Here is a 25,610-nt window from a genome sequence, read left to right on the forward strand (position 1 = left end):
TCCGATCAATGGCCGGCCATCGCGGGCACTTCGCCGGGGATCATGTCCCCCGGCACGGCATCGCCCGGTCCAAGCTCGTGCTCGGGCCCGAGCTCGCCTTCCCACTTGGCCACGACCGAGGTCGCGAGCGTGTTGCCGATCACGTTGGTAGCGCTGCGGCCCATGTCGAGGAAGGTGTCGATGCCCATGATCATCAATAGCCCCGCCTCGGGGATGCCGAACTGCGACAGCGTCGAGGCGATCACCACGAGGGAGGCGCGCGGCACGCCGGCGACGCCCTTCGAGGTGATCATCAGGGTCGCCAGCATCGCGAGCTGGGTGCCGAGCGGCATGTCGATGTGATAGCTCTGCGCGATGAAGACGCTCGCGAAGGTGCAGTACATCATCGTGCCGTCGAGATTGAAGGAATAGCCGAGCGGCAGCACGAAGCTCGATATCCGCGACGAGGCGCCGAACTTGTTCAGCCCCTCCAGCGTCTTCGGATAGGCCGGTTCGGAGCTCGCGGTGGAGAACGCGATCATCAGCGGCTCGCGGATGAGCTTCAGCAGATGGGCGTAGCGCGGCCCGATCACGATGAAGCCCACGACCACCAGGATGCCCCACAGGATCGCGAGCGAGAGATAGAAGCCGCCCATGAAGACGATGAGCTTCCAGAGCACCAGCAAACCGTTCTTGGCAACCGTCGCGGTGATGGCGGCCCAGACAGCGAAGGGCGCGAACAGCATCACATAGCCGGTGACCTTGAGCATGATGTGGCCGATGTCGTCGATCAGCGCCAGGATCGGCTTGGAGCGCTCGGGCATCGAGCCCATCGCCACCGAGAAGAACACGGCGAAGATCACGATCTGCAGGATCTCGTTCTGCGCCATCGCATCCGCGATCGAGGTCGGGATCAGATGGGTCAGGAATTTTTCGATCGAGAAGGCGGAAACCGGCAGGCCGGTCGACTGCGCCTTGTCAGGCAGCGTACCGGGGAAATTCGCGCCGGGCTGGAGCAGATTGACCATCACGAGGCCGAGCATCAGCGAGACGAAAGAGGCGCTGACGAACCAGCCCATGGTCTTGGCGAAGATGCGGCCGAGCTTGGAACCCGAGCCCATATGAGCAATGCCGCCGACCAGGGTCGCAAACACCAGCGGCGCGATGATCATCTTGATCAGGCGCAGGAAAATCACGGCGATCAGGTTGATGGACGAGGCCCAGTCGCCCCGCGTGTCGGGCAGGAAATTGTAGATCGCCGCGCCCATGATGATGCCGAGCACCATCGCCACCAGAATGAATTGCGTAAACCTGTTCGACATTGAACACCCCCGCTACACCGACCGCTTCATGATGTCGCAGATATGACGACTGCGCAACACGCTTGGCGTGCGATCGCCGGGGCGGATGTTCCCGTTGCGAAGCTGGCGCCCGCGATCTAGCTTCATGCAGCGCACAACGAATGCGGCTTGCACGTTTTTCTTGCGGCAGCTGCATCAATAATCGTCAAACGACCTAGGGGAAACATCATGAGCGGCAGCGTCAATCGTCAGATTCTTCTGGTGGAAAAGCCCAGCGGCAAGCTCGGCCCTGAGCACTTCAAGATGGTCGAAGGTGCGATGCCTGAGCCGAAGGACGGCGAGGCCTTGCTGCGCGTACGATACATCTCGCTCGACGCCGCCAACCGCGCCTGGATGCACGGCGCGACCTATCGTTCAGCAGTCGAAGCCAACAGCGTGATGGCCGGCGGCGCCATCGCCGAGGTCATCAGCTCAAAGGCGCCGGGGCTTGCGCCGGGCGACATCGTGTTCGGCGACACTGGCTGGCAGGAGTTGGCGGCAGTGCCCGCCAAGCATCTCACCAAGATGCCGAAGCTCGAGCCGATGACGCATCTGCTCAGCGTTTTCGGCATCGCCGGCCTCACCGCCTATTTCGGCCTGCTGGAGATCGGCAAGCCCAAGGGGGGCGAGACGGTCGTGGTCTCCGCGGCCGCGGGCTCGGTCGGCTCGATCGTCGGGCAGATCGCAAAGATCAAAGGATGCCGCGTCATCGGCATCGCCGGCGGCGCCGACAAGTGCAGCTGGCTGACCTCCGAGCTCGGCTTCGATGCCGCCGTCGACTACAAGGACGGCGCGGTGTTCAAGGCGTTGCGCGCGGCGGCGCCGAAGGGCATCGACGTCTATTTCGACAATGTCGGCGGCGACATTCTCGAAGCCTGCCTGCCGCAGATGAACAATTACGGCCGCATCGCCTGCTGCGGCGCGATCTCGCAATATGACGGCGCGCCGTCGGCACACGGCCCGCGCGGCGTGCCCGGCCTGATCGTGGTGAAGCGGCTCGTCATGCAGGGCTTCATCGTGATGGACTACATGAAGGAAAGCCAGCGTGCGCTCGCCGACCTCCAGGCCTGGGTCACATCCGGCAAGCTGAAGGTGCAGGAGGACATCATCGACGGCCTCGAGAACACGCCGAAGGCGCTGATCGGATTGCTCGCGGGCGAGAACCGCGGCAAGCGCATGGTCAAGCTCTGACGACGTAGTTACGTCGCAATTTCGCGGGCATATCTACTTGCGGTGGCAGCCAAAGCGGCCAAAGATATCGCTCGCGAGGCATCACTCGCGATGATTGCGTTTGCATCAGATTTGTAAAACTTCGGCGTTACCGACAGGGCAGGAATTCACTCAGATGTTCAACACGTTGAAACATGCGTCGGCACGCGGGGCGTTGCTGGCGGCGGCTCTCTTCGCAACTGCAGCAGGCGCATTCGCGCAAGCACCGACCGAGGCGCAGAAGAGCGCGATCCGCTCCGCATGCCGCTCGGACTTCATGGCGCACTGCGCGAGCGTCAAGCCCGGCGGCGTGGAAGCCTATCAATGCCTGCAGAAGAATATGTCCGGCCTGTCCTCGGGATGCCAAACCGCGGTTCGCGCCGTCGAGCCTGCTGCCGCGCCAAAGACCGAAGCCGCGCCGAAGATCGAGGCTACACCCAAAGAGGCTGCACCCAAGCAGGCTGCACCCAAGGCGGAGTCCGCGCCTGCCGCGCCGAAGGCTGAAACCGCTCCCGCCGCAAAGCCCGCTGCCGCCAAACAGCCGAGCAGCGCGCAGATCGCTGCCGTCAAGAGCGCGTGCCGTGCCGATTATCCCAAGGTGTGCGCCAGCGTGCCGCCGGGCGGCGCGCCTGCGCTCGAATGCCTGGAGAAGAACAAGGCGAAGGTTTCGCCGACCTGCGAGAAGGCCGTGTCCGCTGCGGCCGGCGGTGGCGCGGCAGCAACGACGGCACCTGCGGGCGCAACCCCTGCGGCGGCAGCTGCACCGGCAGCCGCGCCTGCCGTGATCGTGCTGCGCCCGCTGCGGCCGCGCGAAGAGCTGTTCATCGTCCAGTCCGCATGTCGCGAGGATGTCCGCACGCTGTGCGGCAGCGTGGCGCCAGGTGGCGGTCGGATCATCCAATGCGTTGCCAACAATGCCGCTTCGTTGTCGCCCGCCTGCAAGGACGTGCTGGCACCGTTTGCCGCACGCTAAGAAGCGAGCCACCCTGCCGTCTGCTGCACCGTGCTCGTAAATGGTGTCTGGGTGAAGCGCTGCGTCTGACGTGCGGATGGCCAAGCCGGCGCGGTTTGGCTATGCTTCGCACGCCACTGCTTCGGACACGCGCCAAACGCGCGTCCGGGCACGAGCTTCGGCGTGCCGCGCGCTTTGCCAATAAATTCCGCTGGCGCGGGAAGCCGGAGCACATTAGTCTACCCCTAGATAGTAAGTATACTGTCAATCAGGGAGGACAGACGTTGCGGATCGCCGTGATTGGCGGGGGGCCCGGTGGACTCTACTTCGCCTATCTCTGGAAGAAGCGTCACCCCGAGGATCAAGTCGACCTGTTCGAACAGAACCCGGCCGACGCGACCTGGGGCTTTGGCGTGGTGTTTTCTGACCAGGCGCTCGAATTCCTGCGTGCTGACGACCCCGAGACGGTCGACGCGATTGCGCCGCACATGGAGAGCTGGGAGAACATCACGCTGAACCTGAGCGGCGACAGCGTCGCCATCGACGGTGTCGGCTTCTCCTCGATCGGTCGGCTCGAACTGCTGCGATTCCTACAGCAGCGCGCGCTCGATGCCGGCGTCACCCCGCGCTTCGACACGCCAATTCATGCGATCGACCAGCTCAACGGCCACGATCTGATCGTCGCCGCCGACGGGCTGAACTCGCTGGTGCGCCGCGCCTTCGAGGGCGATTTCGGCACCTCGCTGTCCTACTCCTCCAACAAGTTCGTCTGGTACGGCACCTCGAAGCGTTTCGACACGCTGTCGCAGACCTTCGTGAAGACGGACCGCGGCGCCTTCAACGCCCATCACTACCGCTATTCGCCGACCATGAGCACGTTCCTGGTCGAATGCGATCATGCGACGTGGCAGGCTTACGGTTTCGCCTACAAGGACGTGGAGCAGTCCAAGGGTGTCTGCGAGGAGGTGTTCGCCGACACGCTCGGCGGCCGCTCGCTGGTCTCCAACAAATCAGTCTGGCGCAACTTCCCCTGGGTCTGGAACGAGCACTGGTCGTTCAAGAACATGGTGCTGCTCGGCGACGCCCTGCACTCGGCGCATTTCTCGATCGGCTCTGGCACGCGGCTCGCGATCGAGGACGCCATTGCGCTGGTCAAGGCGCTGGAATCGGATGCACATCTCTCGACCGCGCTGCATCGCTACCAGGCCGCACGAAAACCGGTGGTGCAGAAGCTCGTCAACGCCGCGCGGACCAGCGCTTTCTGGTACGAGCACTTTGCCCAGCACATGCAGCAAGGCCTGATGGACTTTGCCTATAGCTACATCACCCGCTCCGGCCGCATCGACGACTCCCGCCTGCGCGCGATGTCGCCGGCGTTCATGGCGCGCTACGAAGCCGCCAAAAACGGTGGGGACGAGGCATGAGCGGGCAGATCAACGACCAGGTGCCCGCCGACTGCGCGGGCGCGCGCGAGATCGGCTTTTCCGTTCCGCAGGTCTACAATGCCAGCCGCGTGCTGTTCGACAATCTCGCGAGAGGATGCGGCGACAAGCTCGCGCTCATTGGCCCCGCGGGCACGCGCACCTATGCCGAGCTCTGCGCGGACGCCTGCCGCTGGGGCAACGGCTTTGCGTCACTAGGCCTCAAGCGCGGCGATCGGGTGCTGCTGTTCCTCGACGATACCCCGGCCTATCCCGCCGCGTTCTTCGGCGCGGTGCGCGCCGGCTTCGTGCCGTTGCTGATCAACACGCTGACACCGCCTGATCTGCTGCAATTCTATCTCGCGGATTCCGGCGCCTCTGTTGCGGTGGCGGATGCCGAGTTCTGTGCACGTTTCAACGCCGAGGCCTGCAAGGACACGGCCCTGCATACGCTGGTCGTCGTCAACGGCGCTGCGGGCGATCACGCCTCGCCGAACGCCGTTTCTGCCGCCGGCTGGCTCCCGCAGTTTCCGGTCGAACTCGCGGAAGCCGGTACGCATCGCAACGAGATGGCGTTCTGGATGTACTCGTCCGGATCGACCGGCCGGCCCAAGGGCATCGTGCATCTCCAGCACGACATGGCCTATAGCGAAGTGGCCTTTGCGCAGAACATCTTGAAGCTGACGCCGGACGATATCTGCTTCTCGGTGCCGAAGATTTTCTTCGCCTATGGCTTTGGCAACGCGATCACCTTCCCGTTCTCGGCGGGCGCGACGACGCTGCTGCTGCCGGGGCAGCCGAAGCCCGCGGCGATCTTTTCGGCGATCGAGCAGTATAAGCCGACGGTCTTCTTCGGCCTGCCGACGCTCTATACATCGCTGACCAAGGCCGAGGGTGCCGACAGGACCGACTTCTCGTCACTGCGGATGGCGCTCTCGGCCGCAGAGGTGCTCTCGGCCGACGTCTTCAACGCCTGGAAGACGCTCACCGGTCTCGAGATCGTCGAAGGCCTCGGCTCGACCGAGGCGCTGCACATCTATCTCTCCAACCACCCCGAGCGGAAGAAGCTCGGCGCCGCCGGCCTGCGCGTGCCCGGCTACGAGGTCGCGCTGCGCGACAAGGACGGTCGCGATGTCGCCGACGACGAGGAAGGCATCTTGTGGGTACGCGGTGATTCCAACACGCCGCTGTACTGGAACCGGCCGGACAAATCCGCCGAAACCATTCGCGAGGGCGGCTGGATCTACACCGGCGACCGCTTCGTCCGCGATGCCGACGGCTTTCACTTCTTCCGAGGCCGCGCCGATGATCTCATCAAGATCTCCGGCCAGTGGGTCTACCCGCTCGAGGTCGAGCTGTGCCTCGCCGACCACCCGGACATCCGCGAGTGCGCGGTGTTCGCCGCCGAGCTGCCGGACCGGCGCATGACCCTGAAGGCGGTCGTGGTGATGAACAGCCGCGCCGCCGATCAAAGCGAAGCGACCCGCAGGCTGCAGGATTACGTGAAGGGCAAGCTGCTACCTTACAAATATCCGCGTGAGGTGATCTTCATCGACGAACTGCCGAAGACGGGCACGGGGAAGATCGACCGGCAGGCGCTGCTGCGGATGTGAGGGCAACAGCGCAGCTTCATATTCGCTGTCGTCCCGGCGAAGGCCGGGACCCATAACCACCGAGTTTGGTTTGGCGAAGATAGGCAATGACCTTCTCGCGCTATCACAGGTGCCTCGGCGTATGGGTCCCGGCCTTCGCCGGGACGACACCGAGGATGAGGCGCCGCTATCGTCACAAACTCGCGCTCACCCCGCCTTCCCCATATGCTCCAGCGCGTCCTCCGCCCGGAGCGGCACCCGCGACGCCTCGTTGTTGAGATCGACGAGCTGCACCAGGAGCCCCATCAGCGCCTTGCGATCCGCCGGCTTGAGCGGCTCCAGCATCCGCGCCTGGGCGCGTTCGACGGCGGGAATGATGTCACGCAGGATCGCCGCGCCTGATTTTGTCAAATAGAGCAGCTTGATCCGCTTGTCTTCCGGCGCCGGCCTGCGCTCGACGAAATCCTTGGCCTGAAGCCGCTCGATTACGCTGCCGAGCGTGGAGCGGTCGAAGGCGATCACCGCGGACAGCCGCGTCGCGTCGATGCCGGGATGGGTGTGGATCGCGATCAGAGCCGCGTATTGCACCGGCGTGAGGTCGAACGCCTTGCATTCCTCCATGAAGATCGAGACCGCGATCTGCTGCATGCGCCGGAACAGATAGCCCGGCGCGGCATAGACCGCGTTGATCGTGATCGGAGGCGGCTTACTCGGCATCGGGCTGCTTCTCCGGCGCGGCGTCGACGAACCCCGGCAACGCCTTGGCCGCAGCTTCCGCCCCGAGCAGACGCGGATAGGCGGAGACATCGACGCCGAAGCGGCGGGCATTGGCGAGTTGCGGCACCAGGCAGAGATCGGCAAGCGTCGGTGCTTCACCGAAGCAGAACGGGCCCGGCTCGTCCCTGATCAGCGTCTCGCAGGCCGCGAGCCCCTCGCGGTTGACCCAGGCCGCCCAGTCCTGAACCTTGTCCTCGGCAAGGCCAAGCTCGCGCAGCCGCGCCAGCACCTTCAGATTCTGCACGGGGTGAGTGTCGCAGGCGATCGCCAGCGCGAACGCCCTCACCTTGGCGCGCTGCAAACTATCCTTCGGCAGCAGCGGCGGGTTGGGATGGGTTTCGTCGAGCCATTCGATGATGGCGACCGACTGGGTCAGCACTGCGCCCGCATCGTCCTCCAGCGCGGGCACCAGGCCCTGCGGATTGATGGCGAGATAGGCGGGCGCGCATTGCTCGCCTTTGCGAAGGTGATGCGGCAGGTGCTCGGCACCGAGGCCCTTGAGGTTCAGCGCGATCCGTACCCGGTAGGCGGCGCTGGAGCGGAAATAACCGTGCAGCTTCATCGGAACCCTCCCTTTTGTCTGTCATTCCGGGGCGCGCGAAGGGCGAACCCGGAATCTCGAGATTCCGGGTTCGATGCTAACGCATCGCCCCGGAAAGACGACCTGGACTGTCATTCGACACGTTGACGCTACCTAGATCGTAAGTATACTGTCAATTAACAAAACGATGGGAGCCGCACCATGGAAGCCGTGACCAAGACGCCGGAACGCGAGGCGTTCTACAAGAAGATCGACGGCGAGAATCTCACCGCGCTGTGGACGGTCATGAGCGATTTGATCACGCCGGAGCCGAAGAGCGCCTGCCGGCCGCATCTGTGGAAGTTCGACATCATCCGCGACTACATGACCGAAGCCGGCAAGCTGATCACGGCGAAAGAAGCCGAGCGGCGCGTGCTGGTGCTGGAAAATCCAGGCCTGCGCGGGCAGTCGAAAATCACCACGTCGCTCTATGCCGGCGTGCAGATGGTGGTGCCCGGCGACGTCGCGCCCGCCCACCGGCACAGCCAATCGGCGCTGCGCTTCGTGCTCGAAGGCAAGGGCGCCCACACCGCGGTCGACGGCGAGCGCACCGCGATGGAGCCCGGCGACTTCATCATCACGCCGTCGATGACCTGGCACGATCATTCGAACGAGACCGACCAGCCGATGTTCTGGCTCGACGGTCTCGACATTCCGCTGGTGCAGTTCTTCGACTGCTCCTTCGCGGAAGGCTCCAACGAGGACCAGCAGAAGATTACAAGGCCGGCCGGCGACAGCTTCGCGCGCTACGGCCACAATCTGCTACCGGTCGACGTGAAGCGGAGCTCGAAGACGTCGCCGATCTTCAGCTACCCCTATGCCTACACGCGCGAGGCACTGGAGAAAGCCCGCGCGAGCCAGGAGTGGGACGCATGTCACGGGCTGAAGCTGAAATTCAGCAACCCCGAGACCGGCGACTTTGCGATGCCGACCATCGGCACGTTCATCCAGTTGCTGCCGAAGGGCTTCAAGACCGCACGCTATCGCGCGACGGACGCGACGGTGTTCTGTCCGATCGAAGGCCACGGCCGTACCCGCATCGGGGAATCGACCTTCGAATGGGGCCCGCGCGATTTGTTCGTGGTGCCGAGCTGGCAATGGGTCACGCACGAGGCGGACATGGATGCGGTGCTGTTCAGCTTCTCGGATCGCCCCGTGCAGCAGAAGCTGGATTTGTTCCGGGAGGATCGCGGGAATGCGTGAGGTGCGAATGTTAGCCGCACTCTCCGCCGTCGTCCCGGCGAAGGCCGGGACCCATAACCACAGGGAGATGTTTGGCGAAGACTCTTAGTTGTTCTTCGGTACGAACACCGCGCTCCCTCGATAGATCACGCGGTATGGGTCCCGGCCTTCGCCGGGACGACGGCGGGGTAAGCCTCACCGCCAGTGCAACAGCCGTATCTCCAGCCAGTTGATCACCCGCCCCACGATCAACCCGAACACCGATAAAATCACCACGCCCGCGAGCAGCTGATCCGTCTGCATCAAATTGCCGGCCTGCAACACGAACGCGCCGATACCGTACTGCGCGCCGATCATCTCGGCGCTGACGACGAGCAGAAGCGCCACCGACGACGTGATGCGGAAGCCGGCGAGGATCGCGGGCAGCGCGCCCGGCCACACCACCTTGCGGACGATGGTGGCGAACGGCACATTGAAGCTCTGCGCCATGCGGATGAGATTGCGCGGCACCGCGTCGACGCCGCTATAGACCGAGATCGCGGTCGAGAAGAACACGCCGAGCGCAATGGTTGCGATCTTCGGCTCTTCGCCGATGCCAAGCCAGAGGATCAACAGCGGCAGCAGCGCGATCTTCGGGATCGGGAACAGCGCCGAGATGAAAGTGATGCCGACGCTGCGCGCCAGCCGCGACAGGCCGATGCCAAAGCCAACCGCGACACCGGCCGCCGTGCCGAGCAGCCACCCGACACCGATCCGCAGGAGCGACGCGGAAAGGTGCTGCCACAGCGCGCCCGAGATCGCGAGCTGGTAGATCGCCCGTGCGATCGCCGATGGCGGCGGCAGGAACAGCGGATTGACGAGGCCGGTGCTGCCGGCCGCCTGCCAGATCGCAATGACCAGCGCGAGTGCGATCCAGCCGCCGAAACGGCTGCTCGCCGGCACGAAGCCGGCGCCGCGAAAGCGGACGCGCCGGACCGCTTCATCCTTCGCAGATGTTCCCGCCGGAGCGCGATCAAGCATGCTGAACCTCGCGCTCGGCATCGATCGCCTCGTTGCGGATCAGCGACCAGATCTGGTTCTGCAGCGCGAGCAGCTTTTCACGGGCTGCAATGTCACCGCGCTCAGTGCGCGTCATCGGCACGCTCACGACCTCCCGAATGCGGCCCGGACGCCGCGACAACACCACAATGCGATCGGCAAGCCGCGCCGCCTCTTCGAGATTATGCGTGACATAGACCGCGCCCATGCCGCCATCGGCGAGCAGCCGGACGAAATCCTCCATCAGCAGTTCGCGGGTCTGCGAATCCAGCGCCGACAGCGGCTCGTCGATCAGGAGAATGGCCGGCCTGACCGCGAGCGCGCGCGAAATGCCGACGCGCTGGCGCATGCCGCCGGAAAGCTGCTTTGGATAGGTCTTGCGAAAATCGGTCAGGCCGGTGCGGCGCAAGGCATCGTCGACCAGCGCGCGGCGCTGCACGGCCGAGAGCTGGGTGTGCAGCAGCGGGAATTCGACGTTCTCCTCGACATTGGCCCAGGGCAGCAGCGCGAAATCCTGGAACACGAAGGTGAGCGGATTGAGACTGTCCGCCGGCGGCGATCCACGCAGCTCGGGCGCGCCCGAGGTCGGCAGCAATAGGCCACCGAGGATCGACAGCAACGTGCTCTTGCCGCATCCCGAGGGGCCCACGATCGCCACCACCTCGCCCGCGCCGACGGTGAACGAGACGTCGTCGAGCACGGCGAGTTCGCCGAAGCGATGGGTGATGTGGTTGGCGATCAGGTCCATGTCATGGCCCCAGTGTCGTCCCGGCGAACGCCGGGACCCATAACCACCGAATTGAATTTGGCGAAGACAGGCAATGACTACTCTGCGCCACAACTTCCACTCGGCGTATGGGTCCCGGCCTTCGCCGGGACGACACTGAGGGCTTGGCAACAGTAACGGCCCTGCTGCATCCGGGCCGTGCATCCTTCGAGGCTCGCTTCGCGAGCACCTCCAGCGACAACGGCTTTGCCGTTGCGCGGGGATGACGGAGATGGAGAGGAGCGCGCAGCATCAATCCGCCTTCACAAATTCCTTTGCGATGATCGCGTTCGCGTCAAAGCCCTTGTCGGCAAAACCCTGCTCCTGGAGCCATTTGATCTGGTTGTCGACGTTCTTCACATCCAGCTTGCCGTCGGGATCGATGTAGGCGCAATTGCCCACCACCTGCTCGACCGGGAGGTTGGTATATTTTGCGATGATCTCCAGCAGCGGCTTTGTCTTGTCATTGATCGGCGCGACGCCGTCCTTCATCGCGGCAAGGATGACGTCGTGATATTCGCGGTCGGCCTTTGCCAAAGCGCCGAGCAGCTTCGTCACCAGCACCTTGTTGGTCAGCGTCTTCGGCGAGGCGAACACCGCGCCCAATTGCCAGGGTGTCTCGTCGCCGACCCAGCCGAGGAACTTCGCACCGCCGTCGTCCATCAGCTTTCGCGCGGTGGAGATCGGCAGCAGCGCCGCATCCACGGTTTCGCCCTTCAGCGCGGCCGCCGCATTCGACAGCGATTGCAGCGGCACGATCTTCACGTCGGCGAGCTTGAAGCCGTATTTGTCGGCAAGCAGGCCGAGCGAATAGTGAAAGGAGGAGCCGACCTGCGTCATCGCCACGCGCTTGCCCGCGAGGTCCTTCGGCGTCTTCAACCCGGCGGCATAAGCGCTATTGCTGGCGAAATAGCCGATCAGGGGATAGCCGGCCTTCTCGCGGCTCATGCCACCGATCACCTTGAGCACGCCCTTGCCGGCGAGATTGTAAAGACCGGCAGTAAAGGCGGTGACGCCGAAATCGACATCGCCCGAAGTCGTCGCCACCGCGATCGGCTGCGCCGCATCGAAGAATTTCAGCTCGACGTCGAGGCCGGCCTCGCGGAAATAGCCCTTGTCCTGTGCGATGAAGACCGGCGCGGAGGAGGATAGCCTGAGCACGCCGATCCTGGCCTTCGGCGCGTCCTCGGCTCGGGCCGTGCCCATCGCCGTGATCGCCATCAGGCCAGCTAGCGCGAGCCGCACAATCCCGATCATTTCGTTTCCTCCGGCGTCGTTATCATGCAGTCGTTACAGGCCCTCGGGCACGGGCTGGTCCCGTCCGATGAAGGCGCCCTGTTGTTTCAACGTTTCCTGCAATTTTTCAATGGGGATATCGCGTGGAATGCGGTTTCCGGAGAGCGCCAGCGCGGCGGCGGAACCTGCCGCCTCCCCCATCACGAAACAGGCACCGGAGACCCGGGCCGCCGACTGGCCCTCATGGGTCATCGAGGCGCAGCGGCCCGCGACCAGCAGATTGTCGACACCTTCGGGCACCAGCATGCGGTAAGGCAGCTCGTTATAGCCGCGCGATTCCGGGATCGGCGGGAAGGTGAAGACGACGTCGCCGGGGACATGGGCCTCGATCGGCCAGCCGTTGACCCCGATGGAATCCTCGAACGAGGCGCAGCCGAGCACGTCCTGACCGCTGAGCTGGTAGCCGCCCGTGATGCGGCGGGTCTCGCGGATGCCGAGCTGCGGCGGCAGGTCGACGATGTAGGATCTTTCAAAGCCCGGCACGGTGCGCAGGAATTCGAACGCCGCGAGCGCCTGCTTGCGGCCCTCGATCTCGCCCCGGGTGAGATCATCAGGCTCGATGCCGTTGATGGCATGGCCGTCCTCGCGCGCCACTTGCGTGAAGTTCACGCGCCATTCGATGCCGGATTTCTGCGGCCGCACGATCGCGCTCTTGCGTGGGAATGTGTGGGTGCCGGCGGCAATGGCCTTCTCCATCAATTGCGGGATGGTGCGCCAGGCCTCGCCCGCCTTCGCGGGATCGATGCCGTTGAGACGGAGCATCATCGAGGGGTACATCGGATGGCCGTGCTCGTCGCCGAATTCGAACGGCGCGCCGGCCCAGACCGCGAGATCGCCGTCGCCGGAGCAATCGATGAAAATCTCCGATCGCACCGCCTGCCGGCCGGCCTTGGTCTCGACCATCAGCGCATCGATGCGGCTGTTATCGCCCATCACGACGCCGGCACCGAGCGCATGGAAAAGCACGTGCACCTTGTGACTGGCGAGCAGTTGGTCGGCCGCGATCTTGTAGGCGGCGGTGTCGTAGGCCTGGGCAAAGACCTTGCCGAGAATCAGATGCGGCGCGTTGAGGCCGTTCAAATGGTCAATCCGCGCCAGCAGCTCGGACGCCATGCCCTGCACCAGCCGGTGGGCCTCGCCGTAGACATTCCCGTGCAGGCCGCAGAAATTGGTGACGCCGGCAGCGGTCCCCATGCCGCCAAGGAAACCGTAGCGCTCGATCAGCAGCGTCTTCCGCCCAGCGCGAGCGCTTGAGGCCGCCGCCACGATGCCGGCCGGACCGCCGCCGAGCACGACGACTTCATATTCGCCGTAGAGCGGCACCTGGCGCGCCGGTTCTTCGATCGTGGTGGCCTGCATGGCGCGTCCTGCTCCCAAAATCTCTTGCTTGGACCGGACTATGAATTAACGCGTGCCGAGCGACAATCCACCAAAATATGCGATCAGCTTTCACGAATCGAGAAAGGTCGACATGGACGTCCTCGTGAACCTCCAGGCCTTCCTCGCCACCGCGGATGCGGCGGGCTTCTCCGCCGCTGCGCGAAAACTCAATGTCTCGACCTCGGTCGTGGCCAAGCGCGTGACGCAATTGGAGGCACGCATCGGCACGCCGCTGTTTCACCGCTCGACGCGGCAATTGCGGCTGACGGAAGCCGGCCAGCGCTACGTGCATCGCGCCCGCGGCGTCGTCACCGATGCCACCGACCTGCTCTCGCGCATGGGCGAGAAAGGCCATGATCTCGTCGATCACCTGCGCATCAAGGCACCGACCTCGCTGACGGTGGCGCGGCTGGCCGACGCGTTCAGCGCATTCCAGACCCAGAACCCGCGGCTCAAGCTCGAGATCGTGCTGATCGACCGCCCCGTCGATCCGGTGACCGAAGGCTTTGACATCGCCATCGGCGCCTTCCCGCATTCCTTCGGCGGCGTGGTCGACGAGCCGCTCTGCGCGTTGAAGCGATTGCTCTGCGCTTCACCCGCTTATCTGAGGAAGCACGGCACGCCAAAACATCCGCGCGACCTCGTCGAGCATCGCTGCCTCAGCTTCCTGCCGACGGGACCGGAATGGATCTTTGACGGCCCGCGCGGCCGCATCAGCATCCAGGTCAGCCCGCTGCTCTCGTCCAACGAGGGACATGTGCTGGCGCGCAGCGCCATCGCGGGCAACGGCATTGCGCTGATCTCGCATTATCTCGTCGCCGACGCGTTGCGCGACGGCTCGCTCAAGCCGGTGCTGCGCGACTTTCCGATTCCGGAATTGTGGGTGAAGGCCGCGATCCCCGAGCGGCGACGCAATGCGGCCGCGGTGCAGGCGCTGCTCACACTGCTGAAAAGATCACTCGCGGCGTCGCTGTAAAGGCCCGTAGCCCGGACGGAGCGCAAGCGTCATCCGGGTTCGTGCCACGCGGCGCAATCGGGAGGTTCGGTTGGTCCGTTCCCGGATTGCGCTTCGCTCCATCCGGGCTACTCGCGTTCAGCTTTTAGCACCTCCCCAATTCGCCGCACGCTTCTCCGCGAACGACGCCAGACCCTCCGCGGCTTCCGCGCTCTGTCGCTTCAGCGAATGCAGCTGCACGAGGCGGTCATAAGCCGCATCGTCCACCGCCATTCCGCCGAACGAGCTCTCCAGCGCCAGTCGCTTGGTCTCGGCCATCGCCTCCGGTCCGTTGGCAAGCAACTGCTCGACCACCCTGCTGCCTGCGACGTCGAGATCGGCGAACGGCACCACCTCGTGGACGAGGCCGATGCGACGGGCGTCCTCGGCGCCGAAACGTTCACCTGTCAGCGCGTAGCGGCGGACTTGCCGTACACCGATGGCATCGCAGAGCTGCGGGATGATGATCGCCGCCGTCAGGCCCCAGCGCACTTCGGTAATCGAGAACAGGGCATTGTCAGCCGCGATCACGACGTCGCAGGCCGCGATCACGCCGGTGCCGCCGCCAAAGCAGCCGCCCTGCACCAGCGCGACCGTCGGGATCGGCAGCGTGTTGAGCCGCTGCACGGCCTCGAACGTCGCACGCGACGCCGCCTCGTTCGCCTCGGTCGATTGCGGCCGCACGCCATTAATCCATTTGAGATCGGCGCCGGCCTGGAAATGCTTGCCGTTGCCCTTGAGCACGACGACGCGAAGGTTGGGCTTGCTGCCGAGATCGTCCATGGCCGCGAGCACGCCCGCGATCAATGCGCCGTCATAGGCGTTGTTGACCTCCGGCCGGTTCAACGTGACGGTCGCAACCCCACGCGCATCCAGGGTCCACAGGATGGGGCTGTCGGTCATCGGTGTTCCTCCGCTCGCTTGTTTGGCGCGCACTATGACCGAGGCTCCGCGCCTTGATCCATATCTTTCGAGCGTAGGGCGGCCGCGTCCATCGCATGGCGGCTTGTGTCATGCTGTCGCGGGGCGGCATCAAGGGATCAGGGACGGACATCACATGCGCATCTGCATTTTCGGCGCGGGCGCCGTCGGCAGCCATCTTGCGGTTCGGCTGGCGCGCGCCGGCCATGAGGTCTCGTGCGTGATGCGCGGCGCGCATCTGGAGGCGGTCCGCGCCAACGGCCTCAAGCTGCGCGTCGGCGATTCCGAGGTCTCCGCCAAGGTGAACGCCTCCGGCGATCCGGCCCAGCTCGGCCCCCAGGACGTCGTGATCTCCACGCTCAAGGCCACCGCGCTCCAGGGGCTGGTCTCCAGCATCAAGCCGCTACTGCAAGATGGCACCGCGATCGTCTTTGCGCAGAACGGCATTCCCTGGTGGTACGGGATCGGCCTGCCGCCGCGACACCCGACCCCGCCCGACATCTCCTTCCTCGACCCGGGTGGCCGCTTGCGCGCCTGCATCCCGAAGGAGCGGATCGTCGGCGGCGTGGTCTTCTCCTCCAACGAGGTGATCGCGCCCGGCGTGGTGCAGAACCTGACGCCCGACCGCAACCGCCTGCTGATCGGCGAATGCGACGATCGCAATTGCGAGCGCATCACGACGCTGCGCGGTGTTTTCACCGACGCGCGGCTGGAATCGCCGCCGGTCGCCGAGATCCGCGAGGCGATCTGGTCAAAGCTGCTGACCAACATGTCATTGTCGGTGCTGTGCCTGCTCACCGGCCAGACCGCGCGCGGCGTGCGCGATGACCCCGCCTTTGCGGACGTCATTCCGCGGATGCTGAACGAGGCCAACGAGATCGCCCAGCATTTCATCCCCGAGGTCAAACGCGTGAGCCGCAGTGGTCCCGCCCCCAATCACAAGCCGTCGCTGCTGCAGGATTACGAGCTCGGCCGCGCCATGGAGATCGACGTCCTGGTGAAGGCGCCCCAAGCCTTCGCGCGCACCGCCGGCCTGTCGACGCCGACCCTCGATCTCATTGCCGCCCTCGCGATCCAGAAGGCGCGCGACAAAGGGCTATATTCGGCGTGAGATTTCAGGCGAGTTTGTCGATCCAGGCCGCGAGCACATCAAGTACCTCCGCAAGCGCCTCTTCATTGCTGCGACCGGACTTCTTCAGCACCGCGAAGGAGTGATCGCCGCCTTCGACCTCGTGCAGCGTCGCCTTCGGGCCAAGAGCGGCGATGACCGGCTTGAGGAGGCCGAGATCGGCGAGCCCGTCGCGGGTACCTTGCAGGAACAGCATCGGGATCTCGACATGGGCCAGGTGCTCGGCGCGCTCCGTCGACGGCTTCTTGTCGGCGTGCAGGGGAAAACCGAGGAACGCGAGCCCTTTGACATCAGGCAGCGGAGTCTTCGACTGCGCCTGCGACGTCATGCGCCCGCCGAAGGATTTTCCGCCCGCAACGAGCATCACACCGGGGCAGAGCCGCGCGGCTTCCTCGACTGCCGCGCGGATCGTGGCGTGGGCGACCGCCGGCGGGTCGGGACGGCCCTGCTTGTTTTCCATGTAGGGAAAATTGAAGCGGAAGGTGGCGATGCCGCGAGCAGCGAGCCCCTCCGCAATCTTGTCCATCGATGCGTGCCGCATCCCTGCACCGGCACCATGGGCCAGAACGTAGCAGGCGCGCGCATTGCCCGGCTGCGTCAGGATCGCCGAGACCGTGCCGATGCGCGCGATGTCGAGCTTGAGCTCTTGAGTTTTGACAGCCACAATCAACGATCCCGATAGACGCTGCTCCGGCCGCCTTGGTAGCGTCACCGGCGCAGCCTGAAAACACAATAATTGCCGCCAAACCCTGGCCTACCAAGCCGGAACGCCGCATTGACCGAGGTGACCATGTCCTACCGTTCCTCCTGGATGACCGAAGAGCTCGAAATCTTCCGCGACCAGTTCCGGAAGTATCTTGCCAAGGATCTGGCCCCGCATGCCGAAAAATGGCGCGAGCAGAAGATGGTCGACCGCTTTGCCTGGCGCGGGCTCGGCGAGATGGGCGCGCTGCTGGCAAGCGTGCCGGAGGAATATGGCGGGCTGGGCGCGACCTTCGCCTATGATGCCGCCGTGCTCGACGACCTCGAAAGCACGGTGCCGGAGCTGACGACCGGCGTCTCCGTGCACAGCGCCATCGTCGCGCACTACATCCTCAATTACGGCTCGGAGGAGCAGAAGAAGCGCTGGCTGCCGAAGATGGCCTCGGGCGAGATGGTCGGCGCCATCGCCATGACCGAGCCCGGCACCGGCTCGGATTTGCAGGCCGTCAAGACCACCGCCAGGAAGCAGGGTAATTCCTACGTCATCAACGGACAGAAGACCTTCATCACCAACGGCCAGGCCGCCGATCTCGTCATCGTGGTCGCGCGCACCGGAGATGTCGGCGCCAAGGGCATTTCGCTGATCGTGGTCGAAACCGCAGGCGCGGATGGATACAAGCGCGGGCGCAACCTCGACAAGATCGGCCTGCATGCCTCCGACACGTCCGAGCTGTTCTTCGACAACGTCACGGTTCCGCCGGACAATTTGCTCGGCGGCGAGGAAGGCCAGGGCTTCGTGCAGCTGATGCAGCAACTGCCGCAGGAGCGCCTCGCGCTCGCGGTCGGCGCGGTCGCCGCGATGGAGCGCGCGATAAAGCTCACCACCGACTACACCAAGGAGCGGAAAGCGTTCGGCAAGCCGCTGATGGATTTTCAGAACACCGCCTTCAAGCTCGCCGAGCGCAAAACCGAAGCGATGATCGCGCGCGTGTTCGTCGACTGGTGCATCGAGCGGCTGGTCGCAAAGGACCTCGACACCGTCACGGCGTCGATGGCGAAATACTGGTGCTCAGAGAAGCAGGTCGAGACCGCCGACGAATGCCTCCAGCTGTTCGGCGGCTACGGCTACATGCAGGAATATCCGATCTCGCGCATCTTCATCGATTCCCGCATCCAGAAGATCTATGGCGGGACCAACGAGATCATGAAGCTGTTGATCGCCAGATCGCTGTAATCAAGTCGCTGTAATCAGGTCGGCGTGAGCGGCCTGCCGCTCAATTCGGATGCCACCAGCGGCCGCCGATGACGACGCCCTCGGAGACGATCTTGCGATCGCCGATCAGGTGCTCGCCGACGACGTCCTCATAGTCGAACTGGCCTTGCTTGACCGAGATCAGCGTGGCGTCGCCGACGCTGCCCGGCTTGAGGCTGCCGAGCTCGGGCCGCCGCAGCGCCATCGCGGCGTTGACGGTCGAGGTTGCGATGACGTCGGACAGCGGCATGCCCATGCACAGGAATTTCGACAGGGTCGTCACCTGATCGAAGGCCGGGCCGTCGATGCAGAGCTGATGAATGTCGGACGAGATGGTGTCCGGATAGAAGCCGTTTGCGAGCATGGCGCGTGCGGTCTTGAACGCGAACGAGCCCTTGCCGTGACCGATGTCGAACAACACGCCGCGCTCGCGAGCGTCGAGCACCGCCCGTTTCACCGTGCCCTGCGCGGTTGCGGGCGTGTTGGGGAAAGGCCGGAACGCATGGGTGAGCACGTCGCCGGGGCGCAGGCGCGCCAGCACCTCCTCGTAACTCGGCGGCGGATGATCGATATGCGCCATCAGGGGCATGCCGACTTCGTTCGCGACCTCAAGCGCGATGTCGAGCGGCACGACGCCTGACGTGCCCGAGGAGTGCAGCCCCACGCGCACCTTGATGCCGACGATGAGGTCGCGGTTGGCGTCGGCCACCTTGGCCGCCTCGATCGGATTCATCAGCCGCAGCTCCTCGCTCTCGCCGACCATGATCCGGTGCGAGAAGCCGAAGATGCCGGCGTGCGAGACGTGCAGATAAGCGAGAATGCGGACCTGGCTCGGCTCAATCACGTGCTTGCGGAAGCCCGCGAAATTGCCGGGCCCCGCGCTGCCGGTGTCGACCGCAGTGGTGACGCCGGAGAGGCGGCAAAATTCCTCGGCGTCGATGCCAAGCGAAGTGCCGCCCCAATAGACATGGGTGTGGAGATCGATCAGTCCCGGCGTCACGATGAAATGCGAGACCTCGCGCACGTCAGTGCCTGGATCGGCCTTGAGCCCACTGCCGATCGCAGCGACCTTGCCGCCGGCAAAGGCGACATCGGCCACGGCATCGAGCTTCTGGGACGGGTCGACCACACGGCCGCCGCGCAGGATCAAGTCGAAGGGCATCATCGTCTCCGGATATGGCAGCGAGGCGGGGCGACAGTCAGCCCGGGCCAGGAAGGAAGCTTCGCGCTTCTAGCAATTTTTGCGCCGACGAGCGTGGCAAACCCGACGATTGCTCACTGAAAAACTGGCGATCCCGGGAAGACTCGAACTTCCGACCTACGGTTTAGGAAACCGTCGCTCTATCCGGCTGAGCTACGGGACCGCGGAACCCGCAGAGCGGGTTACCGGGGCTTCATATCAAAGCGGAGGCGGGATCGGAAGCCCTTCGCATTGCTCAATGCGGAGGGCTGCCGGTCGCCTCACGCCCGGATATTGTTGTCCTTGACCACCTTGCCCCAAGTGGCGACCTGCTTGTCGAAGAAGGTCTTGAAGGCGGGAGCGTCCTCAAGCAGCAACGTCATCTGCTGCGTCTCCTTGAGCTGGGCGGCGGTGGCGGGCTCGCTCAGGATCTCCTTGGAGGCCGTCGCGAGGGCTGCGACGATGTCCGGCGGCGTGCCCGTGGGCGCGAAGATGCCCCACCAGGCCAGCGTCTCGAAATCCGGAAAGCCTGCCTCGATTGCGGTCGGCGTATCCGGCAGGCCGGGCAGCCGCTCGCGGCCGAGCTGCAGGATCGGACGCAGCATGTTGGTGCCGAGCTGGGCCGCGACCAGCGCCGCAGATCCCGCGATCAGATCGACATGGCCGCCGAGCACGTCGTTCATCGCGGGACCGCCGCCGCGATAGGGCACGTGCATGATCTCGACGCCGGCCTTGTTGCCGAGCACGGTCATGGCGAGATGGCCGAGCGTGCCGATGCCGACGGAGGCATACTTCACCGCGCCGGGCGTCGCCTTGCAGGCCGCCACCACGTCGGCAAAGCTCTTGTAGGGACGTCCGGCACCGGCGGCGATCACGTAAGGCGCGGTGCCGACCAGCAACACCGGCATCAGCTCGCGCTCGACATCGACGGGCGGCTTGTCGAGGATGGAGGGGATCACCGCGTGGGAATCGAAGGTAACCAGGAAGGTCGAGCCATCAGGCGGACTCTTGGCGACCTGCGCCGCGCCGAGCGCACCGGCGGCGCCCGACTTGTTCTCGACGATGACGATGCGGTTGAGCTTGGTTTGCAGGTGGCTCTGGAGCAGCCGCGCCATCGCATCGGTCGATCCGCCCGGCGGAAACGGCACCACCAGCGTGATTTTTGAAGCCTGCGCCAACGCCGGCGTCATCGCGAGAATAGCCGGCGCTGCGAGCAGCGTCCGTCGTGTGATCGTCATGGTATCCCTCCCCTGTTTTCTCGCGCCCGGCTTTTGCTCTTGGCGCTTTAAGTCGTTCCGAAACCGGATCCCGCTTTTCTGTATTCTGGCCGCGGCGGACTGAAAATGTCCAGCACGCGGGCGCCGTCGGGGCCGGCGCGCATGGTGTGCGGCACATTGCCCGGCGTGCGCCAGAAGTCGCCCTTCTTCACGGCAACCTCCTCATTGCCCTGGACGCGGATGGCGGAGCCGTCGAGCAGCACGCCCCATTGCTCCTCGGGATGATGGTGCAGCGTGCCCTGCGCATGCGGCGCCAGCGTCACCACCGACAGCATCGCCTGCTCGCCGGAGAAGATGCGCGTGGTCACTCCTGCCGCGAGCTCGCGAAACAGCCCGTCGGCGGTATCGTCGAGATTGTGGAATTCGTCCTTCTGGCTCACGTCATCCTCCCTTTTGCGCTTTATTTTGCAGCAGACTGGCTCACGGCGGCCAGAAGGCGATCTTTGAACTCACCCTTCACGGTAACATACACGCTCGACCAATGCCGGCTCTTGAACTCGCAGCTCCCTCGTGGGCAATATTCTTTGTCGTGATAGTCCCCATTAAGGACGCCGAACAGAGTCATTCGACCGTCCAACAGACGAAACAAAGCGCTACCTGATGCCCCTACTGTGAACTCGCAGCTCGTTTCGAATATCGACCAGTCCCTTACGTCGCGTATCTGGCACTCCTGAATCGTCTTGTTGAAGGGGCCGTACCTGTCCCTTCTTCCCGTGGCTTCGATGTCGTAACCGACAACCGCCAGGACACGCTCCAGCTCGACCACACTTTCAGTTCGTTCATTGATCTCGTAAGGCGTCACTTCCGCGGCAGACTCGAGCTTTGCGACTGCCCAGTCGCTGACAATCGCCTTGGGCGCACTCTCAACGCATGTGCCCATCCATAGGGTCGCTGACAAAGGAATGGCACGCCTCTCGGCTCCGAGATAGTACTCGAATATGCACTTGTCAGGTGACGTATGGGGTTTGCAAAGGTCCCGAAACGCGTGAGCCGCCGTGGTAATCACGTCGCGCGCTCCTGTCACTTGAGCGCTGCTATCTCCACCAGGACATCGCAGGACTCCACTTGCCGCAAAGCGCTTTTCCACCTCACCTGGGGGCAGACCGTTGGCTTTTGCGTAAACCCCTTCAGTTAGTCGTCGCTCTGTCTCGGTCGAAGCGGCCTCGACTGCCAGATGACTATCAGTGACGCGATCGCGATTGAAAATGGGCGCTGCCCCGCGGCCGGAGCCAAAAGGCGGCATCTTCCACGAACCAACCTCGTTGCTTCCAGAGACCAACAGAACGAAGAAGCTAGGCAGGACGATCGCGTAATTCCTCGTCACTTGAAGTATCCCCAGCAGCAAAAAGCACGAAGCAAGTCTGACCGAAACAAAGTTGTGAAATCACTTTCGAAAGAGGCAATGGCCAACGTCGACGTGCGATCGATTCGACCATTGCTTTGACCAAGCCTCGCGCTGTTCAGGATTTGCCATACGAGCCCTGATAACGGCCCTCGCGGATCGCCTTCAGTGTGTCCTCCTCGCGCGCGACCTGGGCGCGCACGGCGTCCAGCAGCGCCGCGGCACCGGCGGCGGCAAACGACACCACGCCGTCCTCGTCGCCGACGACGATGTCGCCGGGCGAGATCACGCTGCCGCCGATGGTCACAGGCACGTTGATCTCGCCGGGGCCGTTCTTGTAGGGGCCGCGGTGGATCACTGCGCGGGCATAACATGGAAAATCATCGGCCGCGAACGCCGCGACGTCGCGGATCGCGCCGTCGATGACGTAGCCTTCGGCTTTGCGCCACTGCGCGATGTTCTTCATGATCTCGCCGACGAGCGCGCGGGTCTCATCGCCGCCGCCATCGACCACGATGACGTCGCCGGGGCCCACCAGCTCGAGCGCGCGGTGGATGGCGAGATTGTCGCCGGGACGGGTGCGGACCGTGAAGGCCGTGCCCACCAGCTTGGCGCCGCGATGATAGGGCTTGAGCCCGACGGCGCCCGGCAGCCGGCCGAGATTGTCCGAAATGACCGAGGTCGGCGCACCGCGAAAACCGTCGATGATCTCGGCCGGTGGCTTCGGCACAGCGTTCGCGGCGATGGTGATGGTCATAATCTCGTTCCTTCCCGTGAATTCTCTTGATCGGCGTGCGCCCTTTACTCTGCGTCCGCCCTTGCCTTCGCCGGCCAAATCCGGAAGGCGCGCCCCTCCTTCATCCATGTTGCGCGCTCATCGCGCAACAGCGTGCGACGAACTTTTCCGGAATCGTCGCGTGGCGGAGCGGCGACGATCTCGAAGCTCTCGGGGTGCTTGTAGCGGCTGAGCCTCTCTTTCAGGAAATCCGCCATCCCGTCGGCGATGGCCTGACCGTCCGCATCGCCCTCCGGCTCGATGATGGCGTGGACGCGCTGGCCCAATTCCGGATCGGGTAATCCCACCACCACGCAGGAGCGCACGCCCGGACAGGCGGAGACGGCGGCTTCGACCTCGGCCGGATAGATGTTGGCGCCGCCGCGCAGCACCATGTCGGCGAGGCGGTCACCGAGATAGAGGTAGCCGTCCGCATCCAGCCTGCCGATATCGCCGAGCGATTCCCAGCCGTCGGCGCGGCGCTTCGGCTCGGCGCCGAGATAGTGATAGGTGGCATCCTTGCCGTCATTGTTGAGGAAATAAATCTCGCCGGTCTCGCCCGGCGCAACGTCGTTGCCGTCCTCGCCGATGATGCGCAAGCGCGCCATCTCGCCGATCTTGCCGACCGAACCCTTGTGCGTCAGCCATTCCGTGCCGGAGATGATGCAGGAGCCTTGCCGCTCGGTGCCGCCGTAGAGCTCCCAGATCCGCTCGGGCCCGAGCCAGGCGATCCAGTTCTCCTTCAGCCAAGGCGGCATCGGAGCGGCCATGTGGAAGACGGTCTGCAGGCTCGACACGTCATAGGCGTTGCGCACGTGCTCCGGCAGGGCCCAGATCCGGTGCATCATGGTCGGCACGAAATTGACCCATTGCACGCGCTCGCGCGCGATTTGCCGCAGCGCCTCCTCGGCGTCGAACTTGACGAGGCCCGTGAGCTGGCCGCCGGTGAACAGCGCGTAGTGCGACACGATGAACGGCGCGTTGTGATAGAGCGGACCGGGATTGAGCAGCGAGACCCCGAAGGGAATATTGAGCGGCGGCGTGGCGACGGTGTCGATCACCGCCGGCTGGTGATCGAGGATCACCTTCGGCCGCCCGGTCGATCCACCGCTGGTCATGGCTTTCCAATAGCGCGCCACCGGTGCGGTGAGCGGCTCGTCCGAAAACCCTTCCGGCACGAAATCCGCGGGCAGACGGTTCGGCGCGTTCCAATCGGCTTCGCCGCCGACCACCAGCGCCGGCTTTAGGATGTCGAGCACCGCGGCGGCTTCGCCGCGCGGCAGCCGCCATGACAGCGAGGTCGGCGTCGCCCCGCATTTCCACACCGCAAAGGAAGTCTCAAAGAACGCATTGCCGTTGGGCAATCCGATCGCAACGAAATCACCAGGCTTGACGCCCTTGGCCATGAACGCCCGCGCGCGCCGGTTGGCGCCGCGTTCGAGCGCGTCCCATGTCAGCGTATCCTGCCCGTGACGGACGGCGATCGTGCCTTGCGGTTTGCGCTCGGCGTACCAGCGCGGCACGTCGGACAGGGGCAGCAGCATCAGGCGTTTCCACTTCGTTTTCTTGGCGTCGCCGGTGAGGCGAGCGCAGGATGAAGTGACGCTGTGACTCCCGCGCCACGTCAAGCAAAAAATGTCAGCATCCCAGCCATGAAATTCCCGAGTTCCATGGGTGACAAGCCGGCCATAAAGGGGCAAAAATCAGCCCGACTCAGTTCGGGTTGAGTTTTGCAAGGAATGCTCTCGTAGAATGTCGAACTTAGTTGCATGGCGTCGTGCGGCGCTTGTCGTTGCCGCAGCAGGATTTTTCCTGCTGGCGCCGTCGCATGCCCAGGCACAATGGTGGAAGCGCGCGCCTGTTGACTTCGAGGCTTGCGCCGATGCCGCCGAGAAAGCCACGACCAAGTCCGAGAAGACGGCTGCGCTTGCGGACTGCAACGCCAAATTCGCCGGCCGGCGCAAGGCAGGCGGCGGCTATTCCTATTACGACTTCCTCCAGGACCGCACCTTCGACATCGCCGGCCCCAATCCGACGCCGGAGGAGCAGAAGAAGATCGACGAAGCCTACACCGCCTATCTCGCCAATCAGCGCCGCAGCAATGAAGCCGCGCAGGCCACCGCGCGCCAGCAGCGCGAGCAGCAGGAACAACAGGTGCAGCAGCTTCAGCGGGTCGCGTTGCGAACCGAGGTCGAGCGCGTGCCGGTGCCGGTCGAGCGGCCCAAGGTCCAACAGGCCGCCATCGGCGACGCGCGGCCGCGGCCGAAGGGCGCGCCCTGCACCAAGGGCTCGTTCTCCTGCGAATGGCCGCGGCTGTCGGATGGTTTGAACGACATCAAGAAGCTGTTCAGCCCGACGCCAAGCAAGCCGGCGAAGAAGGGCTGAGCTTCTTTGGTGTCATTCCGGCAGAGCTACACCCTCCGCCGGGGGGGGGGGGGGGGGGGGGGGGGGGGGGGGGGGGGGGGGGGGGCCGGGGGGGGGGGGGGGGGGGGGGGGGGGGGGGGGGGGGGGGGGGGGGGGGGGGGG

General features: G+C 64.6%; 24 protein-coding genes and 1 tRNA gene. 9 read left to right on the plus strand and 16 right to left on the minus strand.

From position 1 onward, the window contains the following. Positions 1-5: 5 nt before the first annotated feature. On the minus strand, positions 6-1,301 hold the full coding sequence (locus tag ABIB66_RS24985; RefSeq protein ID WP_354255990.1) for a dicarboxylate/amino acid:cation symporter: 1,296 nt from the start codon (positions 1,299-1,301) through the stop codon (positions 6-8). Positions 1,302-1,508: 207 nt separating this feature from the next. On the opposite strand from ABIB66_RS24985, the gene ABIB66_RS24990 reads away from it, so the two are divergent. The 4 genes from ABIB66_RS24990 to ABIB66_RS25005 all read left to right on the plus strand — a co-directional run bounded on the left by ABIB66_RS24990 (position 1,509) and on the right by ABIB66_RS25005 (position 6,514). Beyond that, positions 1,509-2,510 (plus strand): NADP-dependent oxidoreductase, encoded by a 1,002-nt coding sequence (locus ABIB66_RS24990; protein WP_354063527.1) that lies wholly within the window; start codon positions 1,509-1,511, stop codon positions 2,508-2,510. Between the two features lie 154 nt (positions 2,511-2,664). Further along, complete coding sequence (locus ABIB66_RS24995) at positions 2,665-3,501, plus strand: cysteine rich repeat-containing protein (protein WP_354207541.1); 837 nt, start codon at positions 2,665-2,667, stop codon at positions 3,499-3,501. A 263-nt stretch (positions 3,502-3,764) separates the two neighbouring features. Further along, entirely contained in the window at positions 3,765-4,904 is a 1,140-nt protein-coding gene (locus ABIB66_RS25000) for an FAD-dependent monooxygenase (protein ID WP_219684556.1), read from the plus strand. Beyond that, entirely contained in the window at positions 4,901-6,514 is a 1,614-nt protein-coding gene (locus ABIB66_RS25005; protein WP_354207539.1) for a benzoate-CoA ligase family protein, read from the plus strand. Before ABIB66_RS25000 ends, ABIB66_RS25005 begins: the two co-directional genes overlap by 4 nt. A gap of 186 nt (positions 6,515-6,700) precedes the next feature. Here ABIB66_RS25005 and ABIB66_RS25010 read toward each other — a convergent pair whose 3' ends face one another. Continuing rightward, the gene (locus ABIB66_RS25010; RefSeq protein ID WP_275172791.1) at positions 6,701-7,210 is read right to left on the minus strand and encodes a MarR family winged helix-turn-helix transcriptional regulator; all 510 of its coding nucleotides are present in this window, start codon (positions 7,208-7,210) and stop codon (positions 6,701-6,703) included. After that, positions 7,200-7,832: a maleylacetoacetate isomerase gene (gene maiA / locus ABIB66_RS25015; RefSeq protein WP_354207536.1), complete on the minus strand. Its 633-nt coding sequence runs from the start codon at positions 7,830-7,832 to the stop codon at positions 7,200-7,202. The genes ABIB66_RS25010 and maiA overlap by 11 nt, the downstream gene beginning before the upstream one ends. Before the next feature lie 180 nt (positions 7,833-8,012). Here maiA and gtdA point away from each other — a divergent pair, with 180 nt between their 5' ends. Next, a complete protein-coding gene (gene gtdA / locus ABIB66_RS25020) occupies positions 8,013-9,053 on the plus strand; it encodes a gentisate 1,2-dioxygenase (protein WP_275172789.1) in 1,041 nt (346 codons plus the stop codon). Between the two features lie 174 nt (positions 9,054-9,227). Here the strand turns inward: gtdA and ABIB66_RS25025 are convergent, their stop codons facing one another. The 4 genes from ABIB66_RS25025 to ABIB66_RS25040 form a co-directional block, all read right to left on the minus strand. Then, positions 9,228-10,052: an ABC transporter permease gene (locus ABIB66_RS25025; RefSeq protein ID WP_354207534.1), complete on the minus strand. Its 825-nt coding sequence runs from the start codon at positions 10,050-10,052 to the stop codon at positions 9,228-9,230. Then, on the minus strand, positions 10,045-10,818 hold the full coding sequence (locus tag ABIB66_RS25030; RefSeq protein ID WP_354255994.1) for an ABC transporter ATP-binding protein: 774 nt from the start codon (positions 10,816-10,818) through the stop codon (positions 10,045-10,047). Before ABIB66_RS25030 ends, ABIB66_RS25025 begins: the two co-directional genes overlap by 8 nt. 270 nt (positions 10,819-11,088) lie before the next feature. Next, complete coding sequence (locus ABIB66_RS25035; RefSeq protein ID WP_354207531.1) at positions 11,089-12,093, minus strand: ABC transporter substrate-binding protein; 1,005 nt, start codon at positions 12,091-12,093, stop codon at positions 11,089-11,091. Between the two features lie 33 nt (positions 12,094-12,126). After that, complete coding sequence (locus ABIB66_RS25040; RefSeq protein WP_354207529.1) at positions 12,127-13,491, minus strand: FAD-dependent oxidoreductase; 1,365 nt, start codon at positions 13,489-13,491, stop codon at positions 12,127-12,129. Positions 13,492-13,603: 112 nt separating this feature from the next. Here ABIB66_RS25040 and ABIB66_RS25045 point away from each other — a divergent pair, with 112 nt between their 5' ends. After that, on the plus strand, positions 13,604-14,488 hold the full coding sequence (locus tag ABIB66_RS25045; protein WP_354207527.1) for a LysR family transcriptional regulator: 885 nt from the start codon (positions 13,604-13,606) through the stop codon (positions 14,486-14,488). Positions 14,489-14,605: 117 nt separating this feature from the next. Here ABIB66_RS25045 and ABIB66_RS25050 read toward each other — a convergent pair whose 3' ends face one another. Further along, entirely contained in the window at positions 14,606-15,409 is an 804-nt protein-coding gene (locus ABIB66_RS25050) for an enoyl-CoA hydratase-related protein (RefSeq protein WP_354255998.1), read from the minus strand. 154 nt (positions 15,410-15,563) lie between these two features. On the opposite strand from ABIB66_RS25050, the gene ABIB66_RS25055 reads away from it, so the two are divergent. Beyond that, positions 15,564-16,538, plus strand: a complete 975-nt coding sequence (locus ABIB66_RS25055) for a ketopantoate reductase family protein (RefSeq protein WP_354207523.1) — start codon at positions 15,564-15,566, stop codon at positions 16,536-16,538. A gap of 4 nt (positions 16,539-16,542) precedes the next feature. Here ABIB66_RS25055 and ABIB66_RS25060 read toward each other — a convergent pair whose 3' ends face one another. Beyond that, positions 16,543-17,220: an alpha/beta hydrolase family protein gene (locus ABIB66_RS25060; RefSeq protein WP_275172781.1), complete on the minus strand. Its 678-nt coding sequence runs from the start codon at positions 17,218-17,220 to the stop codon at positions 16,543-16,545. Positions 17,221-17,346: 126 nt separating this feature from the next. Here ABIB66_RS25060 and ABIB66_RS25065 point away from each other — a divergent pair, with 126 nt between their 5' ends. Continuing rightward, positions 17,347-18,492: an acyl-CoA dehydrogenase family protein gene (locus ABIB66_RS25065; RefSeq protein ID WP_354207520.1), complete on the plus strand. Its 1,146-nt coding sequence runs from the start codon at positions 17,347-17,349 to the stop codon at positions 18,490-18,492. A gap of 40 nt (positions 18,493-18,532) precedes the next feature. Here ABIB66_RS25065 and ABIB66_RS25070 read toward each other — a convergent pair whose 3' ends face one another. The 7 genes from ABIB66_RS25070 to ABIB66_RS25100 form a co-directional block, all read right to left on the minus strand. After that, the gene (locus ABIB66_RS25070) at positions 18,533-19,672 is read right to left on the minus strand and encodes an amidohydrolase/deacetylase family metallohydrolase (RefSeq protein ID WP_354256001.1); all 1,140 of its coding nucleotides are present in this window, start codon (positions 19,670-19,672) and stop codon (positions 18,533-18,535) included. 125 nt (positions 19,673-19,797) lie between these two features. Beyond that, positions 19,798-19,874, minus strand: a tRNA-Arg gene (locus tag ABIB66_RS25075). 97 nt (positions 19,875-19,971) lie between these two features. Next, the gene (locus tag ABIB66_RS25080) at positions 19,972-20,928 is read right to left on the minus strand and encodes a tripartite tricarboxylate transporter substrate-binding protein (protein WP_354207516.1); all 957 of its coding nucleotides are present in this window, start codon (positions 20,926-20,928) and stop codon (positions 19,972-19,974) included. 47 nt (positions 20,929-20,975) lie between these two features. Beyond that, positions 20,976-21,347, minus strand: coding sequence for a cupin domain-containing protein (locus tag ABIB66_RS25085; RefSeq protein ID WP_354207514.1), 372 nt, complete (start codon positions 21,345-21,347; stop codon positions 20,976-20,978). Between the two features lie 20 nt (positions 21,348-21,367). Further along, positions 21,368-22,291, minus strand: a complete 924-nt coding sequence (locus tag ABIB66_RS25090; protein ID WP_354207512.1) for a hypothetical protein — start codon at positions 22,289-22,291, stop codon at positions 21,368-21,370. A gap of 136 nt (positions 22,292-22,427) precedes the next feature. Beyond that, on the minus strand, positions 22,428-23,066 hold the full coding sequence (locus ABIB66_RS25095) for an RraA family protein (RefSeq protein WP_354207510.1): 639 nt from the start codon (positions 23,064-23,066) through the stop codon (positions 22,428-22,430). Between the two features lie 44 nt (positions 23,067-23,110). Continuing rightward, complete coding sequence (locus ABIB66_RS25100; protein WP_354207508.1) at positions 23,111-24,628, minus strand: AMP-binding protein; 1,518 nt, start codon at positions 24,626-24,628, stop codon at positions 23,111-23,113. Between the two features lie 208 nt (positions 24,629-24,836). Here ABIB66_RS25100 and ABIB66_RS25105 point away from each other — a divergent pair, with 208 nt between their 5' ends. Further along, positions 24,837-25,469 carry a hypothetical protein gene (locus ABIB66_RS25105; RefSeq protein WP_354207506.1) on the plus strand — a complete coding sequence of 211 codons (633 nt, stop codon included), beginning with the start codon at positions 24,837-24,839 and terminating at the stop codon, positions 25,467-25,469. The last annotated feature ends 141 nt before the right edge of the window (positions 25,470-25,610 follow it).

It is taken from the genome of Bradyrhizobium sp. F1.13.3, assembly GCF_040548265.1.
Classification (GTDB): domain Bacteria; phylum Pseudomonadota; class Alphaproteobacteria; order Rhizobiales; family Xanthobacteraceae; genus Bradyrhizobium.